A 20,394-nucleotide genomic window follows, 5' to 3' on the forward strand; every position below is an offset into this window, starting at 1 on the left:
TGAGTCTTTGAGAAAGCGACCCTCCCGACGCGTCGGGATGCTCTGAACAAACTGAGCGTAGTTACTTTTTCCAGTGCCCCATTCGCTAATGGGACTGCAAATATAGGTCTTTTTATTATCGGACAAACCTTCTGGGCAATTTTTTGAGAATCTATTTCAGCTTGGGATATATTGCAGCGTGAGCAGGATTTGGGCATACATACGCTATGTGCTTGGAGCTAAGGGGATTCACGGTGCGCATTCGCCGTTTATCTACGATCTCTTCAATCATGTTTTTAATGACGATAGGCATTATTACGCCTTTGAACGTATTGAGAGACGTCGAAACTTGCTTTTAAAGAAGGAGGATGAGATTGAAGTTGAAGACTTAGGAGCAGGATCGAGGAAGATGAAATCTTCGACGCGGAAGGTGTCTGATATCGCAAGAACTTCTTTGAAACGTCCGAAGTACGCGCGGATGTTGTTTCGACTTTGTACTCACCTTGAGCGCAAAGAAATCCTTGAATTTGGAACTTCGTTGGGAATCACCACTGCGTACTTGGCTTCTACTGGAGCACAGGTAGAGACGGTGGAAGGGGCACAGAGTATTCATGCTGAGGCAACTGAAGTCATGAAGGGGCTGAAGCTGGAAGCTAAACTGATCAATAGTTCCTTCAACGAATACCTCAATGAACTGGGCGCTGGACGAAAGTTTGATCTGATATTTATCGATGGGCACCATGAAGGAAAAGCCCTATTGCATTACGCAACAGAGCTTCTACCGCATTTATCTTCTGATGGGGTCATGGTCATCGATGACATCAATTGGTCTAGTGACATGCAAGAAGCATGGGGACAATTGATCAATTGGGATGACTTTGACCTGAGCCTCGATCTTTTTGAACTGGGCTTGTTATTTCGTCGGGAAGGCATGGTGAAACAGCACCATGTCATTCGCTACTAGGCAGTTGCTAGGATGCGCTCCACGTCATCAATCAACTCCGTAGAGAAATTGCGCTTGAGAAGTGAGCCGCTATCCGCATTGCTTGCAGCGTGTTTAGGACTAAGGTGAATCACAGCGGTACCTGTGTTTAGCAGGCCACTGAATTGTTCCTCTTGATGTTTGTCTGGTGTGAAGTAGTCATCAACAATGACAGCTACCGGATCTTGCTTCATATTCGCTTGGCACAATTCAACAGAACTGAACATACAAATACGATCTACGTCAAGGGATTCAAAATGCTTATCCCAAAATTCGCTTTTCAGGCCATTTCCTGATACAATGAAAAGGGTTCTCATAACTAGATAGATTAACAGTGCAATCTACCTGCATCCTTTTGCTGTTTTTGAAAGGGAGATACTTCAGATGATGTCAGAGAATTCCGAAGCGAATTGGATTAGACCCGAGCATTTAACTTTTCATTTAATGCCTATATCCAGCATTAACCGTATTTTAGAAGCCCAAATAATGACTGATATGAAGAAACTGATTATGATCCTGATGTTGGCTTTGCCTGTGGTAGCATTCGCTCAGAAACCAACGAAAGCAACGAAAACTGTCCGCTCTGAAGCAACAGAAGGAACAGTTCCGAACTTTTACGGTGAAATCTTGGTGATGAACCAGCAAGGGCGTCAGATCATCCGTGTGATCTTTGATAACAATACATCGCGTTTGATTCAAGACAAAGAACTTCGAGTAGAGCTGGATAACCTCAAGAAAATGCAGTGGGAGAGTGTGCTCCACGCTATTAATACCCTTTCTGCGCTTGGATGGGAAATAGGAGATAGCTTCGAAACAGAGACTCGCACAGGAACTGAAATGCATATGCTTGTTTACAAAGGAGTGCCAAAATTGATGGCCCCGAGTATCGAACCTTCGAAAGAAGGGGCGAACAAGTCAGGAGCAAGAAAATAATTTCACTTTTGAGTGATGAAAGGCCGCAAATGCGGCCTTTTTTTATTCTCTAAACCTCGGATTCCAGTCTGGCGTCCATAGAAGCGGCGAATGGGAGTGTGAGAAAATCCATTTCTTCCTAACTTGTTGACATGAAGTCTGTTCTGCTAATCGTCGTAGCGCTTTTGAGCGTTTCACTGTGTCGTGCTCAAGAAGCTACTTGGGCCGAAGACATTGCCCCGTTGATCTATGATAATTGTTCGAAATGCCACCATGAAGGACAAGCAGCACATTTCTCTTTAATGAGTTATGATGACGTTGCAGAACACTCTCTTGGAATTTCATATGCCCTTGGTGAAGGAATTATGCCGCCATGGCCTGCAGATCCTGAATACCGGCATTTCGTTGGAGAAACATACTTGTCACCCGCTGAGAAAGCGATGGTGATTGATTGGATCTCGGAGGGAATGCCCTTCGGTGATCCTGAGGTAGAACCTGAGGCTCCTGAATTTGAAGACGGTGGCACGCTTTTAGAATCGGTTGACTTCGTTGCTGCCATCGAACCGTACGAGATTCAGTACAACTCTGAGGAGTATCGTTGGTTCGTTATACCAACCAACTTCAGCGAGACGAAGTACATCCAAGCCGTAGAAGTCATGGCTGGTATTTCTGAAGCTGTTCACCATGCAGATATTCATGTAGACGTTACAGGTAATTCAGCCGCCTATGATGCGCTTGATCCTCTTCCAGGATTCAATACACAGATCGGATGGCCCACAACAACAACCTACATCAATGCCTGGCAACCAGGCGCTGGTCCTGCGCGCTATCCAGATAACTGGGGAATAGCACTTCCACCTGGTGCTGATCTCGTTATTGAAATCCACTACGGTTTTGGCTTCGCTGGAGAGGTAGATAGCACCTACATGAATCTCGAGTTCGTGGATGACCCAGACAACGTACGTCCCATTTCAGTGGGCTGGTTGATGGGGTCAGGACAAATGACAGACGGTCCACTTGTCATCCCACCCAATCAGATCAGCACTTTCCATCAAGAAGCCACGCCATTCTGGAGCGACAAATCCTTGCTCGCAATTTGTCCGCACATGCATCTCCTAGGAGAGTCCTATAAAGTCTGGATGGAGACGCCGCAAGGTGATTCAATACCATTGATAGATATTCCGGATTGGCAATTTAGGTGGCAGTTCTACTATAATTTTCAGTCTCCTCAGTACTTCCCGGCTGGCTCTGTATTGAAGAGCATTGGGCAATATGACAATACCGTCAACAACCCGGATAATCCGAACGATCCCCCAGAAACGGTCTATGACGGAGGTCTGACAACGGATGAAATGTTTCTCTGCTATTTCATCTATGCAGATTATCAGCCAGGTGATGAGGAGTTGATCCTTGATCCAGATTTGATTACTTCAGTGGAAGATTTGACGACCACAGAAGAGTTGGCACCTTGGCCAAACCCAACCTCGTCTCAGCTCCAGTTGAATCTACCTTCAGACCAGTCTTCTGAACTGTCTATTTATTCATCTCATGGACAATTGGTCCAAAGCGATGTAGTCAACGGAAGATCGACCATCGATGTGAGTAGTTTAAGCACAGGATTCTATTCTATTGTCGTTCGAAACGACCTCTGGATTCGTAAGTCCTCATTTATAAAACGTTAGAGTGTAATTCTAACACTTCATCAACTACCTTTGCGGCGAAGCATCGCCCTATGTCTAGAAATAATCGAAGTGTACGTATCGTGTTCCGCATCCTTGCGGCGTACATTTTATTTCAGTTTTTCTGGTGGGCATTTCACATCATTCAGCTGCACGGTGAAATCCGTGATATGCAGTTGGCCTTGGCACAAAGCCAAGAGACTGCTGAACTGATTCGATCTACTTACACCAAGAAAGTTTGGATGGTCATTGGAGAAGGACTCGTATTTGTCGGTCTTCTTCTATTCGGACTTTGGCGCATTGGAACCTACCTTCGTAAGGAAGCGGAATTGGCTCGCAAAGAGCGCAACTTCATGTTGGCAGTAACGCATGAACTGAAGACTCCAATCGCCACCTTAAGGCTGTTTCTAGACACCCTCCGAACGCGTGACCTTCCGAAGGAAAAAAGCCAAGACATCCTGTCGAATTCATTGAATGAAACACATCGTCTTGACCACCTTGTAGAGAACATTCTTCTTTCCACCCGACTAGAGAATGATGACGACCTTGTCAAGCAGCGTGTTGACCTTAGCGCCCTTCTAGAGAAAGTGGGCTACAACCTGGCTCAACTCGATGGGGATATGCATAAAGTCACGCTCGATATCGATGAAAAAGTGGCTGCTTTTTGCGATGGAAATAAGATGGAGTCTGTCTTCATCAACCTGATAGAAAATGCCTTGAAATACTCTCCTGAAGGTGCCGAGGTCACAGTGAGTTTAAAGACCAATCCGCAAGAAGTAGTGGTGGCTGTTCAAGATCAAGGTGCTGGCATTCCTGAAGAGGAACGCGAACGTATCTTCAGCAAATTTTATCGCATAGGAAATGAGGATACCCGCCGTTCAAAAGGAACTGGATTGGGGCTGTACCTCGTTGACCGAATTATCAATCAACACAACGGACGAATTCATATTGCAGATCGCGATGGGGGAGGAACTATCTTTACCGTCGCGATTCCAAAAATCTAAGGAATGACTGATCAAAGAAAGGCATGTCTGATCGTACTAGACGGTTGGGGACATGGAAAGAAAGATGCATCGGATGCGGTTTTTCAAGCCAATACACCATTCATGGATCACCTTGAGGCGAATATGCCTTCAGCGGAGTTACTGACAGATGGTGAAAACGTTGGTCTTCCTGAAGGTCAAATGGGGAATAGTGAAGTTGGACACATGAATATCGGCGCTGGTCGTGTCGTTTATCAAGACCTCGTTCGCATTAATAAGGCTATCCAAGACCGCTCATTTCACGCGAATGAAGTGTTGGTGAATGCCATGGAATCTGCCAAATCTAACGGCCGTCTGCACCTCATGGGCTTGGTTTCGAATGGAGGCGTGCACTCTTCACAAGAGCACCTACACGCCCTATGTGATTTGGCTCAAGAGCACGGTATCAATGAAGTGTACATCCATGTGTTTACTGATGGACGTGACTGTGATCCGCAATCTGGTAAGGCCTTCGTTGAAGCACTCGAGAATCATATTGCTGGCACCAATGCCAAAGTTGCATCGGTGATTGGACGTTACTACGCTATGGATCGCGATAAGCGATGGGAGCGCGTAGCGAAGGCATACAATTTGCTCACAAGAGGTGAGGGTGCGTCTTTTAACGCTAGCGCGGAAGTGTTCACTGCCATGTATGGAAATGGAACAACTGATGAGTTCATTGAACCATGCGCTATTGCAGGTGTCCTCGACCAAGGAGGGACGATCCAGGAAGGAGATACCGTTGTGTGCTTTAACTTCAGAACCGATCGCTGTCGCGAAATCACTCAAGCCCTCACACAACAAGATTTTCCTGATCAAGGAATGTCGAAGCTTGATCTCAGTTACTATACAATGACACGCTATGATAACACCTTCCAAAAAGTGAATGTCATCTATGAAAAAGACGACTTGTCGTTGACATTGGGTGAGGTAGTTTCGAAGGCAGGAAGAACTCAAGTTCGAGGTGCAGAAACAGAAAAGTATCCTCATGTTACTTTCTTCTTTTCTGGTGGTCGAGAAGCTGAATTTGAAGGAGAGAGCCGAATCATGGCGCACTCACCGAAAGTGGCAACCTATGACCTTCAACCAGAGATGAGCGCTCCTGAGCTCGCCGATAAGATGTGCGCGTTCATGAGTGAAGGACAACCGGATTTGGTAGTCTTGAATTTTGCGAATCCAGATATGGTTGGTCATACCGGTGTGTTCGAAGCCATTGTAAAAGCGGTAGAAACTACCGATCAATGCTTAAAGCAAGTAGTTGAGCACGGACAGTCATTAGGATACTCATTCATCATTATTGCCGATCACGGGAATGCTGATAAAGCAGTAAACCCTGATGGAAGTCCGCACACGGCCCATACGACCAACCCTGTTCCTGTGGTGGTCATTGATGATCGTGTGACCAGTATTGAGAATGGAATCCTTGCTGATGTCGCACCATCGATACTTGCGTTGATGGGAGTGGAACAACCTTCAGCAATGACAGGCCGCTCAATTCTGAACGGAGTAGCTGCTCAGTTAGAAGCATAAAAAAATCCACCGCTCTTTCGAACGGTGGACCTATATGTACATGTCTTAGACTTACTTTCTCAGTAGGGTAACTGTACCCGTGAATTCTACACCATCTGATCTGGTGTAGATGATGTAATAGGTTCCTTCTGCTAGGTCATCTCCACGGAAGTTGTTCTGGTAGTTTGCGCTTTCGTAAACGAGTTGTCCCCAACGGTTATATACCTGAAGTGAGGAACCTGGGAATCCGTCGTTTCCTTCGATGCGGAAGAAGTCGTTGCTTCCATCGCTGTTTGGAGAGAAGACATTCGGGATTACCGTTTCACAAACGTCTACTTCGATCTCTGTTACTCCTTCTTCACCACAAGCATCAATAGAGATAATCGTGTAGTCTCCTTCGAATAAAGGAGTCATGGTATTATCATCGATCTCAATCGAGTCAGCTGGGTAGATGTAGGTGTACGGTGTAGAACCTCCAGATGCCGGAGTAATCGTTGAAAGTCCGAAACAAAGGTCTACTTCATCAATGACTACAAACGGCTCAGGCAAGAATACCTGGAATCCATCTTCGGCCTCACGACCACAGAAATCCACTACATCAATCGTCACTGGGTTTTCAGTGTCTCCAGAAACTGTAATGTTTGGCGTTGTTTCCCCTGTGCTCCATGTGTAAGTGAAAGGTGCAAACCCGTCTTCTGGGACACCACTAACCACTTGGTTCTCTCCATTACAAAGGAAAATCTCTTCTGGGAGGTTGAGTGATGGGTTTTTGTAATCTACAATGTTCAAGGAGGCGATGACGGTATCAGCTTCGCCACAGGCGTTGACATATTCATAGGTCACTGTGACGGTTTCTAATCCTTCATCAATTTGATCATCGACAGTAATCACCGGAATGTCTACTTCCAATTCCCCGTCAGGGAAGACAATGAAATCAGGAAGGTCAAGGTAATCGTCGATTTCAGTTGCGTTACCTGAAATGTCAAGGAAGAGTGTGTCTTGCAAATCTGCGTTTGGACGGAAAACAGTGAAGAATCCGTCGATACACCCTTCTAGCAATGTCAGGCTTGGGAAGTTTGGTGGTGCCCCTTCTACGGTTGCCGATACAGCCGCATTCGAAGAGAATGACCCTGCCTCAAGAACTACAATACTCTCAAGTGCAGAATCGGTTCCATCGGCGATAGCCAATTTGATGTGGTAGGTTTCTCCAGCCTGCACTGCGGCTTCAGCAGTGAATACAACCGTGAATCCATCGATACCGATGTCAATGTTTCCAACGTTGTCAATGTAGTATTGAGAGTTGATCTGGTCGTTCACTGATGATACCGTAATCGGTAGCAAAGGATCTGTGTCAGGAACTTGGGCGATGTTAATCGCTCCGTCAGGGAATTCTACAGGAGAGTTGTAAGGTCCAGTGATTCCAGGTCCTGAAAGGAAGAATGCAAAGATGTCGTTGAACGAAGAGTTTACCCACTCGAGGTACTCGTCAGATCCAAATGAGTAGTTGAAGCTGATCGAATCACCACATGGAACAAAGTCAAATTCAAGGGCAGCAATATCATTGGCACTTGATACACTGAAGTTTTGGCCGATCAATCCAGGCACATCGTTCGCTACGGATACAAGGTCTTGATCTCCAGAAACACCTTCTCCAAAAGGAACATCATTCTCCGTTCCTGGTGTTACGTTTCCAACATCTGCACATGAAAGGATGATACCTTCACTTGGGTTAAAGATGGTTCCTTCTGCTCCAGTCAAAAGACCGAGCTGTACAGCGCTACCTGTGAAAGTAACGTTCGATACATCTACACCTTCAACGAGCAATTCAACCGCTTCTTCAGGGGTGATAGGGGCTGCAGTAATCTGAGCCTTCGCCTGCGTTGATAGGATGATTGCGAGTGCTACAAAGAGAATTCGCTTCATAAACTTGACTTAACTATTTGCGTAACAAGGTAGCAGTTCCTGTGAAAACTTCACCATCTGAACGGTTGTAGATGATGTAATAAGTCCCTTCAGCAAGTCCGTCACCTCTCCAATTATTCTGGTAATTCACGCTTTCATAAACGAGTTGACCCCAGCGGTTGAAGACTTCTAGACTTGACCCAGGGAATCCTTCGTTTCCTTGAATTCGGAAGAAGTCGTTGTCACCATCGCTGTTCGGAGAGAAGACATTTGGAATCACTGTTTCACATGTTTGTACCTCAATGATTGTTGTTCCTTGTTCACCACAAGCATCGATAGAAGTAACTTCGTAGATGCCTTCAAATAGTGGTGTCATGGTGTTGTCATCGATTTCGATGGAGTCTGCAGGATAGATATAGGTGTACGGTGTCGAACCTCCGGATGCCGGGGTGATGGTCGACAAACCGAGACAAAGGTCTACCTCGTCGATAAATTCAAATGGCTCAGGAACCCGCACTTGGAAGGCGTCTTCGGCCACATTTCCACAGTAGTCGATCAAATCAACGGTTACTGGGTTTTCCGTGTCGCCTGTAATCGTAATGGTCTCGTTGGTTGAACCCGTGCTCCATTCATAGGTGAAAGGAGCAAATCCGTTTTCAGGAAGACCGCTGACTACTTGACTCTCTCCGTTACACAAGAAGATCTCATCCGGGAAATCGAGCGTTGGAGGGAAGTAATCCATAATGTTAAGTGATGCATTGATCGTATCTGCTTCACCACATGAATTCACAAATTCATACGAAATGGTGATGGTCTCGATTCCTTCTTCCAACCCATCCGCAGTAGAACTTACAGGGATGTCGACGGTGAGCTCACCGTCGGGGAATACCACCGTATCTGGTAGATTCAAGTAATCGTCAATCTCCGTTGCTGTACCACCTACGTTCAGGATAAGGGTGTCTTGGGCATCCACTGAAGGGCGGAATACTGTAATGACACCGTCAACGCATCCTTCAAGCAATGTCAATGGTGGGAGCGACGGTGGCGCATTCGGCACAGAAGCAGAAACAGCCGCTGCCGATGTGAATGATCCTGCTTCCAAGAATACCGCACTGTCAAGAATGGTATCCGATGCATCAGCAATGACAATTCGAATATGGTATTGCTCACCACACTGCACCTCAGCTGCAGCAGTAAGTACTACAGTGAACCCATCCATTTGAGTGCCGTTTGGGTCGGTGTTGTTGGTGTTGATGTTGTAGAACTCACAGTTCGTACAACCATTGTCGTCGTTACCGGCGTTCACGTTGTTCACACTTACTGGTAGCGTTGTCCCAGGAATAATTGCAATGTTGATTCCATCATCAGAGTATGGTCCATTGATCCCAGGGCCTGAGATGAAGAATCCGAAGGCATCATTGATGCTGTTCACGTACTCAGGGTATTCGTCACTTGACCACACGTAGTTGAACTCAACAGAATCACCTTGGGCAACGAAGTCGAATTCTAAGATTGCTGCGTCGTTGAAGTTGTCACCAGGGTTGGCCAGCTCAAGATCGGGATCCGACGCTCCGAAGTTTCCTCCTCCGAGGCTGAAGCCAGGGCTGTTGTTCGGACCAATGGCTAGTGTAGCGTCTCCAGTAGCGATGATCACACCATTTGAAATCGGAATGTTTGAGTTTTCGCTGTTGAAAGATCCAATCTGATTTTGCTCTCCGCTGAAAGTGATGTTGAATACATCAACACCCTCACCAACAAGAATGTCTTCTACCGCCGTAACGGCATCTACAGTGTTGTCTACCACCAATTGACTGAAGGCGGTATTCAGCGCGAGCACGCTCAAAAAAGTGAACAATAATCGTTTCATCATATGCAGATTTTGGCCCTTTGTCCTAAGGGTTGAACTTCCAGGTATCAATATGATGCACTGAATACTGAATTCGTTGCTTGAACTCCCAAAAGCTTTTTGATGTTCTCAGGAAGGTGCATTGGAACGGTCAGCCTCCCATTCTTTCCGTTCCCCATTTCCGCGCTAGCGAGAAGAAGGAAAGGATGTATTCTTGTATTGTAATCTATTGCGTTATGGAAGCATTGATCGAAGTCAGTGGAATTAAGAAGTACTACCAAGTGGGTGATCAAGTGGTGAAGGCCCTTGATGGGGTTGATATCTCTATTGAACGTGGTGAGTACGTCGCATTGATGGGTCCTTCAGGAAGTGGGAAGTCTACTTTAATGAACGTGTTAGGTTGCTTAGATACACCTTCTGCCGGAGAGTACATTCTCAACAAACAGCAAGTGAGCAGTTTGGTCGATGATGAGCTGGCGGAAATTCGTAACAAAGAGATTGGCTTTGTATTCCAGACCTTCAACCTACTACCACGCTATTCCTCGCTAGAGAATGTAGCCCTACCAATGATCTACGGAGGTTACAGCAAATCAGAACGCGACCGCCGCGGAAACGAAGTGTTGGAACAAGTAGGACTATCTGACCGCGCGGATCACAAGCCAAATGAGCTCAGTGGTGGACAAAGACAACGTGTGGCGGTAGCACGCGCTTTGGTGAATAAGCCATCGATTATTCTTGCCGATGAGCCTACTGGAAACTTGGATACCAAGACTTCCTATGAGATCATGGCGTTGTTTGATGAAATTCACCAAGCAGGAAATACCATCATTCTAGTCACACACGAAGATGATATCGCCGCACATGCTCACCGAATTATTCGATTGCGCGATGGGAAAGTGGAGACCGACGTAGCCAATGACCCTGTGAAGCTGTCAGTCGATTCCTGATCCTTGATTTTCTTATTCCATCATTGACAACTCATTGGGGATTATCGCATCTTTGCGCTTCGAAACTTAAATCCCAGTATCGTGAAGCACGATCCAATTGTAGAATTGTTAGATGAGAGCCGCATTGGACAAGAGATTGTTGTCTGTGGCTGGATACGTACTTTCAGAAACGACACCTTTATCGCTTTGAACGATGGTTCAACGATCAAGAACCTTCAGTTGGTGATTGATCGTGAGCACTTTTCAGACGATGTGCGTAAGCGCCTTACAACAGGTGCAGCTATTAGCGCCAAAGGTGAACTTGTAGCCTCTCAAGGGAAAGGTCAGACGACTGAGGTGAAGGTGACAGAATTGGAAATTCACGGTGATGCAGATCCTGAGGAATTCCCGATTCAAATGAAGCGCCACACGATGGAATTCCTTCGTGAAAAGGCGCACCTTCGTTTTAGAACGAGCACTTTCTCTGCTGTTTTCCGCATTCGCCATGGTATGACCTATGCAGTGCACAAGTATTTCCATGAAAACGGATTCTACAATGTGCATACGCCGATCATCACAGGGTCTGATGCCGAAGGTGCAGGGGAGATGTTCCGTGTTACCACCTTGGATTTGAACGATGTTCCAAAAACGGAAGACGGGAAAATCGATGTCAAGCAAGACTTCTTTGGGAAAGAAGCCAACCTTACGGTGAGTGGTCAGTTGGAAGCCGAACTGGCGGCGATGGCACTTGGAAAAGTGTACACATTCGGACCTACCTTCCGAGCTGAGAATTCGAATACTTCACGTCACCTTGCTGAGTTCTGGATGATTGAACCAGAGGTGGCTTTTGCAGATATCGTCGATAACATGGACCTCGCGGAAGACTTCATGCAGTATGTAGTGAAGTATGCACTGGATAACTATGCTGACGATCTGGAGTTCCTTGATCAAAAGGAACGCAACGATGAAAAGTCGAAGCCACAAAATGAGCGCAATGAGCTTTCATTGATCGAGCGCTTGAAATTTGTAGCCGAGAATAACTTCGAACGCATCACGTACACTGAAGCGATTGATATCCTTCGTAACTCGAAGCCGTTCAAGAAGAAGAAATTTAAATTCCCTGTGGAGTGGGGAATCGATCTACAAAGTGAACACGAACGTTTCCTTGTAGAGAAGCACTTCAAAAAACCGGTGATTATTACCGATTATCCTGCGAGCATTAAAGCTTTCTACATGCGTCAAAACGACGATGGGAAGACAGTTGCAGCAATGGATATCCTGGTTCCAGGAATTGGTGAGATCATCGGAGGTAGCCAACGTGAAGAACGCCTTGATATCCTGATGGAGAAGTGCAAGGAATTTGATATTCCAGAAGAGCACGTTTGGTGGTACCTTGACCTTCGAAAGTTCGGATCAGCAAAACACGCAGGTTTTGGCCTAGGATTTGAACGTTTGATCATGTTCGTTACAGGAATGACTAACATCCGCGATGTAATTCCATTCCCACGAACGCCAATGAATGCAGAATTTTAGACCATTTGGTAGATTAGTATATGCTAAAGCAAACCCTACAACAGAAACTCTTACAAAAACTCTCTCCTCAGCAGATCCAGTTGATGAAGCTGCTTCAGGTGCCTACTGTAGAACTTGAGCAACGCATCAAAGAAGAATTGGAAGCGAATCCTGCCTTGGACGAGGGACGAGAAGACGTTGTAGAGGATAGCTACGAAGAAGATTACGGCGACGAACGTTCGGAAGCGCAGGAAGACTTTGATATGTCTGACTACCTCGACGATGATACGCCTGACTACAAATACTCAACCGGTGGTCGAGGAGAGGAAGATGAAAAAAACATGCCATTGGGCAGTGGTCGCACCTTCCATGATAACCTCCGTTCTCAGCTCAGCTTGCTCAGTCTCGATGAGGATCAACGCGTGATTGCGGAAAATCTCATCGGAAACATCGACGACTCAGGATACTTACGTCGTGAGCTTCGTTCGATCGTCAATGACATGGCTTTCTCTCAGAATATTCAGGTAACGGAAGAAGAGCTTGAGGCCGTCTTAAAGTCAATTCACGAACTAGATCCTCCGGGTGTAGGAGCGCGTGATCTGCAAGAGTGTTTGTTGATCCAGCTGCGACGCAAACGCGGTGATTCATACGACGTAGAGATCGGTATTCGCATCTTGGAAGAACACTTTGAAGAGTTCACTAAGAAGCACTACAATAAGATCATCAAGGCTTTTGATATTGATGAAGATGTCTTGAAAGACGCTATCGCGGAAATCGTTAGACTTAACCCGAAGCCCGGAAACTCTTCAAAGCAGAGTGCGCGAGCTGTGCAGCATATCGTACCTGACTTTTTGGTTTCAGTGGAAGACGATGAGTTGAAGCTACAGCTCAACCAGCGCAACGCTCCGGAGCTACGTATTTCACCACAATACCGCGACATGCTTCAGTCTTATCAGGCGGCTACAAAAAGCGATAAGAAGCAGAAGGATGCGGTCATGTTTGTAAAGCAAAAGATCGATTCTGCGAAATGGTTCATTGATGCGATTCGTCAACGCCAGCAGACGCTGACGGTGGTGATGCAAGCCATCTTGACCTTCCAGGAAGAATACTTCTTGACAGGAGATGAGACGAAGCTGAAGCCGATGATCCTAAAAGACATCGCAGAGGTGGTCCACATGGACATTTCTACGGTTTCTCGTGTAGCGAATAGCAAATACGTTCAATGTCCGTACGGAACCTTCCTGTTGAAGTCGTTCTTCTCTGAATCGATTGCAAAAGACAGTGGAGAGGAAGTATCGACACGAGAGGTGAAAAAGATTCTTCAAGAGGCGATTGACGCAGAAGACAAGAAAAAACCTTTGACTGATGATAAGCTCGCGAAGCTTTTGAAGGAAAAAGGATATAATATTGCGCGTCGTACCGTAGCGAAATACCGGGAACAACTTAACATCCCTGTAGCACGCCTTCGCAAACAACTATAGACTTGAAAACAGCCAATATTATCTCCTACGTGCTGCATCCGCTGTGGATGCCTTTATTCACGTTGGTGTTGGCTTACTTCCTAGATCCATTTATTGGACTGCATCCCGAGATGTTTAAGTTCTTGTTGCTGATTGTATTGATCAATACAATTGCTCCTGGATTGTCGATCCTCGTGATGAAACGAAAAGGGATCATTAGTGATCTAGATATCCGAAACAGAGGAGAGCGTTTAGCGCCTTTTCTTCTGTTTCTCTTCTACTATGTCTTGTCATACATTTTACTGCGTTTCAACGCTGATATCGTCCCGATAGACATCTTTATCATCTTCTTTTCGTTGCTGATTTCCTTGGTTTCAGGACTTCTCATCAATTCACAAACAAAGATCAGTATGCACCTCATGGCCATTGGAGGTCTTTGTGGTGTGCTTGCCGGACTGAACGTGCTTCACCTACTCGGAATTGGATGGGTAGTGGCTGCCCTGTTGATCTGTGCCGGTGTACTCGGATGGGCGCGCATACGCATGGGAGTGCATACACATCCACAAGTGTATCTCGGTTTTTCAGTGGGATTCTTGATCCACTTCGCCTTCTTGTACTACCGTGTGTTTGTCTAGATCAAAGCGATAGAAAGCCCGATCGTCAAAGGATTCAATTCAACACCCTTGTCTGGAAGCAAAAAGGTGCTGACGCTGTAGAAGCTAAATAAGCTCCAACGTCCTATTCCGATACGTCCTACCACACCATAACGCCAGCGATTGATTTCTGGAACCTGATAGAACTTTCGTTTGCCGTCATCGTCGCGCGTTTTCGTGTGGATATTCACGAGGTAGCCAACTTTACCTCCAACAGACATTTTGAATGGACGATCACCGCGCGTTCGAAGTCGGAACTCGATAGGAATTTCGAGGAAGTTGGCAGATACTTTATTCTTCTTGTATTCGTAGTTCTCCGGGAAAGGGTAGAAGCGTACGAATTCATCCGGACTCAAGCCATCACGCTCAAACTCGCCGTTTGTGTGTAAGTTGAAGCTGCTAAATCCGTATCCCCACGCAAAGCTCATGACTGATTTACCTAGAGGGTAATCATACATGATATGTGCGTTTACTCCAGGCGACCAAGGTCGAATATCCATGTTGCCGGGAATTTCCAGGAACATGTCGTTGTGCAGTTCAAAGATGAATCGATCTTGTGATACGGGTGGATTGATGATCTCAATGGGGCCTTTCTTGCGTTCCGTTTGACCGAAGATGATCATCGGAGCGAGCAAGCAGATGATGAAGGTGGTTAGCCTCATGGTTTCGGCAGTTTTTGTTGCCAATTCCAGGCATCCACAAGTGCGTCTTTGAGCGACTTTTCCGTTTTCCAGTTGAGCATGTCATTGGCTTTCGCCGAACTCGCATAGATCTTTTCGACATCACCTGGACGTCGGTCACCCATGCGCCAGTTGAATTTCACGCCAGTGGCTTCTTCGAAGGTGTCAATGACTTGTTTCACGGTAACTCCATCACCTGTTCCAAGGTTTACTGCCTCGGTCGTCAGGTCATGTGATTCCATGTAAGTCAGCGCTGCAACGTGTGCTTTTGCGAGGTCTACAACGTGAATGAAGTCACGCACGCAGGTACCATCTGCCGTGTCATAATCGTCTCCGAACACAACGAGTTCATCTCGCCATCCGGCCGCGGTTTGCGTGATGTAAGGGATGAGGTTTTCAGGTCTGCCCAAAGGAAGTTCTCCGATGAGTCCACTCGGGTGGGCTCCAATTGGGTTGAAGTAGCGGAGCAGGATGGATGAAAACTGTCCTTCATTCGCTGCAACCACCTCGTTAATCATGCGTTCACACACCTGTTTGGTGTACCCATATGGTGAGTTAGCAGGTTGGAATGGAGTGGTTTCTGTAACCGGCAACGCGTCTGGTTGTCCGTAAACTGTGCAGCTTGAAGAGAAGACGAGGTTTTTGCATCCATGCTCTATCATGCATTGCATGAGCACTTCGGTTGAACGCAAATTATTCTTGTAGTACTTCAGTGGATTACGAACAGATTCCCCAACGGCTTTGTAGGCCGCGAAATGAATGACACCATCAAACGGACCGTGTTCTTCGAAGACACGGTGTAACAGTGTTTCATCAGAACAATCGCCTTCGATTAATGTCGGGGTGGTGTTCATGATTTCTCCAAGACGATCGATCACAGAACGATCTGAGTTCGAGAAATTGTCAATGATCACCGGGGTGTATGAGGCGTTTTCAAGTTCAACGGCAGTGTGTGAGCCAATGAATCCTGCACCTCCTGTCACAAGTACCTTCTTCATGCCTTAAGGATGGTGCCTCTAAGGTATAAAAACAGTGAAGACCCTCTTCATTTCTTGCTTAGAAAGGTGGCAATCCGTCACCTCCATCAGAATTGACCGACACCTCTGTACAGACACCCACCGACGAACCTCGCACGGAAACGCCGGTAAAAGGTGGGTATGGAAAGAATCGAAGGAACGCAGGTCTTATTATTGAATGATCACCTGCAGGATGGAGATAAAGTGTTCCGTGTTCTCGACTGGCTCGAGGCACTCGGAGCGATCCACGTAGAGCACCGTACGAACCAAGCACTTGGGTTTTTCTCTGAAGAGGAGGAGGCTCCTGCTGCCATTATCATGTTCATGAACTGCCAAGACGTATTGGGAGTGTATCTGGGCGAAAATTACCGCCTGATGTCGCTTCAAGATCACGGAACACGCAGACTGAAATACATGATGCATTGCCAGATTGTAGAAGCGAATTTGAATCGAAGTTGTCTCGCTGACTTCTTCCATCAACTCGTTCCAAAGGATCGCCCACTGACTTATTTCTCAAACTAAGTAGGAAAACCCCTACAACTTTTGTCAAAGTTGACTGACTAACAACAGTTTAATCTAGCCGTAAGAATTTATGTAACCCAAAGTGTGATTTAAAAGTATAACGCGATATCTAACCTAACTAACGATGAATACACAGCACCCTGAGCAGCTCTTTGATTTGAGCTACCTGAATCAGGTCTTTCAAGGGAATAAGGACATGATAAACAATATCATCAAGTTATTCCTCGAGCAAGTTCCTGAGTATATCAAGGAAATGGAAGATTGTGTAGATCGTAATGATCTACTCGGTTTGCATCCATTGGCTCACAAAGCCAAGTCAAGCGTATCTATGCTCGGACTGAAATCCATGGAAAAGAATATTCTAGATATCGAGCAGTTCTCGAAAGAACACCGCAATCTCGAAGGACTACCGGATTTGGTAGGTCAGGTACGAACCGAATGTGATGTGGTTCAAGACCAATTAGAGAAAGTGTTAAGCTCTTGATAAAAGTTAATAAGACATTGACGAAATGCCATCCCTCATCGGATGGCATTTATATTTTTGGGAAAAGCTATTTCCCAGATGAATCTGTCTGCAGATAATCAAGCCCTTTTAAACGAGAAGCAGATCAACGAGGAAGAGATTCTTCGTCAAGTGCAGCTTTTGCGTTCAGGTACTCTTTTCACTAGCGTGGAAGCGGCCTGTACTCCAGGGCAGGGAATCACCGTCTTGCAAGATGAAGAGGTAGAGCTTGCGATTGGCGTCTTTAACGAGGCGAAAAACAGGTTGAAGCTCACGAAATTCGTGCCCGCTTCGGGTGCGGCATCACGCATGTTTAAGCACTTATTTTCTAAACAGCTTGATTCTACATTGTGTCAGCAGTTCTTCTCAGAAATCGAGCGCTTCCCGTTCTATCCCGAAATCGAAGAGTCTTGCGGAAAACCAGAGTCAACAGAGTCGTGGCAGCTTCAAGTGATCGATTTCTTGCTTTCAGAAGACGGTTTGAACTTCGGAGGGCTTCCCAAAGGAGCGATCCCTTTCCACAGTTACCCAGACGGGGCGAGAAACGCCTTCATTGAGCATTTGCATGAATCTCTCGGCTATGGCATTAGTCAGCAAGGTGGAGAGGTACATTTCACAGTCACAAAGGCGTTATCGGCCCATTCAAGAGAGCAAATCCTAAATCACGCCCAGAACCTTTCCAAAGAGCAAAAACTGCACGTCTCGTACTCAGAACAGTTCGAGAACACAGATACAGTGGCTTTAGACGAACAGAACGAGTTAGTTCACCTCGCTGACGGACGCCTTTTATTCCGCCCGGGAGGGCATGGATCGTTGATCAAGAATTTGGCAATGATTGATACAGACGTAGTGTTTATCAAGAACATTGATAACGTAGTTCCAGATGCGCAAAAGGGAACAACATACAAATGGAAAAAGGTACTCGCGGGAACTTTGTTGATGTTGGTGGAGCGAAGAGATGAACTCCTTCGTGCGCTCAAAGAGGGAGACCGAACGGCAGCGCATGAAGCACATTCTTTTTACAATAAGTATTTCGCGCTTGATGAGGTGAGTTTTGGATCTATGGATGAATTAGTGGCTCTTCTAGACAGGCCAATCCGGGTTGCTGGGATGGTTCGAAATCAAGGAGAACCTGGTGGTGGTCCGTACTGGACAGAAAGCATGGGGAGACTTAGCGCCCAGATCGTAGAGGCTTCTCAAATAGACTTAAACAATTCCGAGCAACGCGAGATCATGTCAACGGCAAGCCACTTCAATCCGGTAGACATTGTTTGCAACATCAAGAACTTAGACGGTCAGAACTATGATCTCGACCGTTTTGTTGATCACAATCAATCGTTTATCACACACAAATCGATTGAAGGGAGAGAGATCAGAGCACTCGAGCATCCTGGTCTTTGGAATGGAGGCATGGCGGGGTGGCTCACGCTTTTTGTTGAAGTTCCACTGGCGACATTCGCTCCTGTGAAAACGGTGAACGATCTGCTGAGAGACGAGCACCAATGAAAAGAGCCGACCTTGCGGCCGGCTCCATTCGAGATTTAGGGAACGTATTGAGGGTTTACTGTTTCACGATTGTTTCAAGAATAACTTGGTCGTCATACTCTACTCGTAGTGTGTAGTATCCACGCGTAAGCATAGATTCAGGTACCACCTCAATGTTGGTTGATTGGCCGCGCTGGCTTTCAACAAACGTCGAGTACACTTCGGTACCTTGGAAGTTGTACAGGGTAACTACCGCTGTGCGCCCTTCCAGACCTTCGATATTCAATGTGAATTGCAATTGGAATGGGTTAGGGTATACATTCAAGCTGATGTCGTTTCGACCTTCTTCAGCTTCGTCGAAATCATAGGTGTATGGTCGCATTGCCGTCACATAGCAGAGCTCTGTTTGTGAGCTGCTACCATCGATCAGATTCGTCAAGCCACCATGTGATTCATTTGTAGAAGCATTCATTTGGAAAATGGTTCCTTCTGGAATGTCCAGGATCAATGTGTATCCGAAGTAGAATAACACCGGAGCATCTTCTAAGGTAGCTTCAAGTGTTCCTGGGAACTGCGATGCATCGGCTAAGTTTCCGGTGCGAAGGATCTTCCCACGGTCACTCTTCAATGTAAAGGCTACCTCTCCACCAGCCGAAATATGACCTGGTAGGTAAACTGCTTCCATCTTTCCATCATCACAAATCGGAAGTTCGATTTCGATCTGAGTTGGTCCTGTGAACGTGTGTGTGAAATCCCAGTATGGCTGAGATACAGTACACTCGTGATCAGGGTGCTGTGTGAACATATTCATGATCACTTCTTCCTCCTCCTCTTCTTCTGTTACTTCGAAAGCAAAGGTCAAGTCAAGGCTGTTGTCATTCAATTGTGTCAACATCTCTCCTTGAGCGTATGGATTGCTTTCACAGTAGTACAGTTGGAATGTCTCAGGAAATGACTCTGGAGAGCCATTCACAAAGTGAATCTCAAACGTAATTCCCGGATCAAGTGTCAATGGCTCATCGGCTGAAACAAAGAGCGGAGTCATCTGCTGAGCTGCAGGAGCGTCGAATTGCCATACAGCTAGTGGTCCGTTGTCTAGAGCACCTGACTTGTAGACTTCTATAGCACCAGAAGTTTGTTCTGAAGAACGGTACTGAATCATTAGTCCTGTCAATTCAGAACGTTCACATAGTCGGAAAGTCTGTGCGAGCATTTGGTTCGCTTGAATCGCCTGTTCAGCAACCGTCTGTTGAGGATCACAACCGGCGCTGTTGCGGTTTTGGATCTGGAACATCGGACGTTGATTACGAAGACGAATCCCAGCTTCAAAAGCGAGATCTCCCATCGTTTGAAGTCCATTCACGGTCATTCGACCTGATTCGTAGGCGTTTACAGGAGAGTAGTAAACGAAGAATGAATGTCCGTCTGGAACTTCAAGTTCAATATCATATTGCTCACCTGACATGATCTGTGGTGGCTGAGCCATCCAAGCTTTTACTTTAGCCCCTTGCCCGTGCGCAGGAACTACAAATTGTTGGCTTGCGATCACCTCACCATGTTGACGGATGGTCAAATGAGATGTAAAAGTAGACTGGCTTGTACTTTCCACTGAAAGCGTTACATACTCTAGAGTACCACTTTCACAAGGAACGAAGGTCTGTCCTACTTTACCTGATTCCATTAATACTTGCTGAACATCGTTGTCTTGAACAACGAGACAGCCTTGGCTATTTGCTGCGGCAAACAATGGCGCAGCTAGCATGAACCCCATAAGGGTGGCAAATGTTGCCTTAAGCGTGTTTTTGTT

General features: G+C 46.2%; 18 protein-coding genes. 12 read left to right on the plus strand and 6 right to left on the minus strand.

The window, feature by feature from the left end; translation table 11 throughout:
* The first annotated feature begins 178 nt into the window (after positions 1-178).
* Positions 179-943, plus strand: coding sequence for an O-methyltransferase (locus tag RA156_RS00755; protein WP_306641985.1), 765 nt, complete (start codon positions 179-181; stop codon positions 941-943).
* On the opposite strand, the gene RA156_RS00760 is transcribed toward RA156_RS00755, so the two are convergent.
* Entirely contained in the window at positions 940-1,278 is a 339-nt protein-coding gene (locus RA156_RS00760) for a hypothetical protein (protein WP_306641987.1), read from the minus strand. The genes RA156_RS00755 and RA156_RS00760 overlap by 4 nt on opposite strands.
* Before the next feature lie 178 nt (positions 1,279-1,456).
* On the opposite strand from RA156_RS00760, the gene RA156_RS00765 reads away from it, so the two are divergent.
* From RA156_RS00765 to gpmI, 4 genes are all read left to right on the plus strand, one after another.
* Positions 1,457-1,894 carry a hypothetical protein gene (locus RA156_RS00765; RefSeq protein WP_306641989.1) on the plus strand — a complete coding sequence of 146 codons (438 nt, stop codon included), beginning with the start codon at positions 1,457-1,459 and terminating at the stop codon, positions 1,892-1,894.
* 131 nt (positions 1,895-2,025) lie between these two features.
* Positions 2,026-3,555, plus strand: coding sequence for a T9SS type A sorting domain-containing protein (locus RA156_RS00770; RefSeq protein WP_306641991.1), 1,530 nt, complete (start codon positions 2,026-2,028; stop codon positions 3,553-3,555).
* A gap of 50 nt (positions 3,556-3,605) precedes the next feature.
* On the plus strand, positions 3,606-4,556 hold the full coding sequence (locus tag RA156_RS00775) for a sensor histidine kinase (RefSeq protein ID WP_306641993.1): 951 nt from the start codon (positions 3,606-3,608) through the stop codon (positions 4,554-4,556).
* Between the two features lie 3 nt (positions 4,557-4,559).
* A complete protein-coding gene (gene gpmI, locus RA156_RS00780; RefSeq protein ID WP_306641995.1) occupies positions 4,560-6,104 on the plus strand; it encodes a 2,3-bisphosphoglycerate-independent phosphoglycerate mutase in 1,545 nt (514 codons plus the stop codon).
* Between the two features lie 51 nt (positions 6,105-6,155).
* Here the strand turns inward: gpmI and RA156_RS00785 are convergent, their stop codons facing one another.
* Positions 6,156-8,006: a choice-of-anchor L domain-containing protein gene (locus tag RA156_RS00785; RefSeq protein WP_306641996.1), complete on the minus strand. Its 1,851-nt coding sequence runs from the start codon at positions 8,004-8,006 to the stop codon at positions 6,156-6,158.
* Positions 8,007-8,019: 13 nt separating this feature from the next.
* Positions 8,020-9,852, minus strand: a complete 1,833-nt coding sequence (locus tag RA156_RS00790) for a choice-of-anchor L domain-containing protein (RefSeq protein ID WP_306641998.1) — start codon at positions 9,850-9,852, stop codon at positions 8,020-8,022.
* 215 nt (positions 9,853-10,067) lie between these two features.
* Between RA156_RS00790 and RA156_RS00795 the strand changes: the two genes are divergently transcribed.
* The 4 genes from RA156_RS00795 (at position 10,068) to RA156_RS00810 (ending at position 14,364) form a co-directional block, all read left to right on the plus strand.
* Complete coding sequence (locus tag RA156_RS00795; RefSeq protein ID WP_306642000.1) at positions 10,068-10,778, plus strand: ABC transporter ATP-binding protein; 711 nt, start codon at positions 10,068-10,070, stop codon at positions 10,776-10,778.
* Between the two features lie 81 nt (positions 10,779-10,859).
* Positions 10,860-12,290 (plus strand): asparagine--tRNA ligase, encoded by a 1,431-nt coding sequence (gene asnS, locus RA156_RS00800; protein WP_306642002.1) that lies wholly within the window; start codon positions 10,860-10,862, stop codon positions 12,288-12,290.
* A gap of 20 nt (positions 12,291-12,310) precedes the next feature.
* A complete protein-coding gene (gene rpoN, locus RA156_RS00805) occupies positions 12,311-13,750 on the plus strand; it encodes an RNA polymerase factor sigma-54 (protein WP_306642004.1) in 1,440 nt (479 codons plus the stop codon).
* 2 nt (positions 13,751-13,752) lie between these two features.
* Complete coding sequence (locus tag RA156_RS00810; RefSeq protein WP_306642006.1) at positions 13,753-14,364, plus strand: hypothetical protein; 612 nt, start codon at positions 13,753-13,755, stop codon at positions 14,362-14,364.
* Here RA156_RS00810 and RA156_RS00815 read toward each other — a convergent pair.
* Positions 14,361-15,044 carry a porin family protein gene (locus RA156_RS00815; RefSeq protein ID WP_306642008.1) on the minus strand — a complete coding sequence of 228 codons (684 nt, stop codon included), beginning with the start codon at positions 15,042-15,044 and terminating at the stop codon, positions 14,361-14,363. The two genes, RA156_RS00810 and RA156_RS00815, sit on opposite strands and share 4 nt — an antisense overlap.
* Complete coding sequence (gene galE, locus RA156_RS00820; RefSeq protein ID WP_306642010.1) at positions 15,041-16,060, minus strand: UDP-glucose 4-epimerase GalE; 1,020 nt, start codon at positions 16,058-16,060, stop codon at positions 15,041-15,043. The genes RA156_RS00815 and galE overlap by 4 nt, the downstream gene beginning before the upstream one ends.
* A 159-nt stretch (positions 16,061-16,219) precedes the next feature.
* Here galE and RA156_RS00825 point away from each other — a divergent pair, with 159 nt between their 5' ends.
* The 3 genes from RA156_RS00825 to RA156_RS00835 all read left to right on the plus strand — a co-directional run bounded on the left by RA156_RS00825 (position 16,220) and on the right by RA156_RS00835 (position 18,608).
* Positions 16,220-16,600 (plus strand): hypothetical protein, encoded by a 381-nt coding sequence (locus RA156_RS00825; RefSeq protein ID WP_306642012.1) that lies wholly within the window; start codon positions 16,220-16,222, stop codon positions 16,598-16,600.
* A 124-nt stretch (positions 16,601-16,724) separates the two neighbouring features.
* A complete protein-coding gene (locus RA156_RS00830; protein ID WP_306642013.1) occupies positions 16,725-17,084 on the plus strand; it encodes an Hpt domain-containing protein in 360 nt (119 codons plus the stop codon).
* A 78-nt stretch (positions 17,085-17,162) separates the two neighbouring features.
* Positions 17,163-18,608 carry a DUF4301 family protein gene (locus tag RA156_RS00835; protein ID WP_306642015.1) on the plus strand — a complete coding sequence of 482 codons (1,446 nt, stop codon included), beginning with the start codon at positions 17,163-17,165 and terminating at the stop codon, positions 18,606-18,608.
* 55 nt (positions 18,609-18,663) lie between these two features.
* Here RA156_RS00835 and RA156_RS00840 read toward each other — a convergent pair whose 3' ends face one another.
* Complete coding sequence (locus RA156_RS00840) at positions 18,664-20,358, minus strand: T9SS type A sorting domain-containing protein (protein ID WP_306642017.1); 1,695 nt, start codon at positions 20,356-20,358, stop codon at positions 18,664-18,666.
* Positions 20,359-20,394: the final 36 nt, after the last annotated feature.

The sequence above is a fragment of the Sanyastnella coralliicola genome, from assembly GCF_030845195.1.
Lineage (GTDB): Bacteria > Bacteroidota > Bacteroidia > Flavobacteriales_D > Sanyastnellaceae > Sanyastnella > Sanyastnella coralliicola.

Excerpts from the sequence above, each read along its gene's own strand:
- RA156_RS00760 (WP_306641987.1), bottom strand. The coding sequence starts at position 1,278 with ATGAGAACCCTTTTCATTGTATCAGGAAATGGCCTGAAAAGCGAATTT.
- RA156_RS00765 (WP_306641989.1), top strand. The coding sequence starts at position 1,457 with ATGAAGAAACTGATTATGATCCTGATGTTGGCTTTGCCTGTGGTAGCA.
- RA156_RS00770 (WP_306641991.1), top strand. The coding sequence starts at position 2,026 with ATGAAGTCTGTTCTGCTAATCGTCGTAGCGCTTTTGAGCGTTTCACTG.
- RA156_RS00775 (WP_306641993.1), top strand. The coding sequence starts at position 3,606 with ATGTCTAGAAATAATCGAAGTGTACGTATCGTGTTCCGCATCCTTGCG.
- gpmI (WP_306641995.1), top strand. The coding sequence starts at position 4,560 with ATGACTGATCAAAGAAAGGCATGTCTGATCGTACTAGACGGTTGGGGA.
- RA156_RS00785 (WP_306641996.1), bottom strand. The coding sequence starts at position 8,006 with ATGAAGCGAATTCTCTTTGTAGCACTCGCAATCATCCTATCAACGCAG.
- RA156_RS00790 (WP_306641998.1), bottom strand. The coding sequence starts at position 9,852 with ATGAAACGATTATTGTTCACTTTTTTGAGCGTGCTCGCGCTGAATACC.
- RA156_RS00795 (WP_306642000.1), top strand. The coding sequence starts at position 10,068 with ATGGAAGCATTGATCGAAGTCAGTGGAATTAAGAAGTACTACCAAGTG.
- rpoN (WP_306642004.1), top strand. The coding sequence starts at position 12,311 with ATGCTAAAGCAAACCCTACAACAGAAACTCTTACAAAAACTCTCTCCT.
- RA156_RS00815 (WP_306642008.1), bottom strand. The coding sequence starts at position 15,044 with ATGAGGCTAACCACCTTCATCATCTGCTTGCTCGCTCCGATGATCATC.
- galE (WP_306642010.1), bottom strand. The coding sequence starts at position 16,060 with ATGAAGAAGGTACTTGTGACAGGAGGTGCAGGATTCATTGGCTCACAC.
- RA156_RS00825 (WP_306642012.1), top strand. The coding sequence starts at position 16,220 with ATGGAAAGAATCGAAGGAACGCAGGTCTTATTATTGAATGATCACCTG.
- RA156_RS00830 (WP_306642013.1), top strand. The coding sequence starts at position 16,725 with ATGAATACACAGCACCCTGAGCAGCTCTTTGATTTGAGCTACCTGAAT.
- RA156_RS00835 (WP_306642015.1), top strand. The coding sequence starts at position 17,163 with ATGAATCTGTCTGCAGATAATCAAGCCCTTTTAAACGAGAAGCAGATC.
- RA156_RS00840 (WP_306642017.1), bottom strand. The coding sequence starts at position 20,358 with ATGGGGTTCATGCTAGCTGCGCCATTGTTTGCCGCAGCAAATAGCCAA.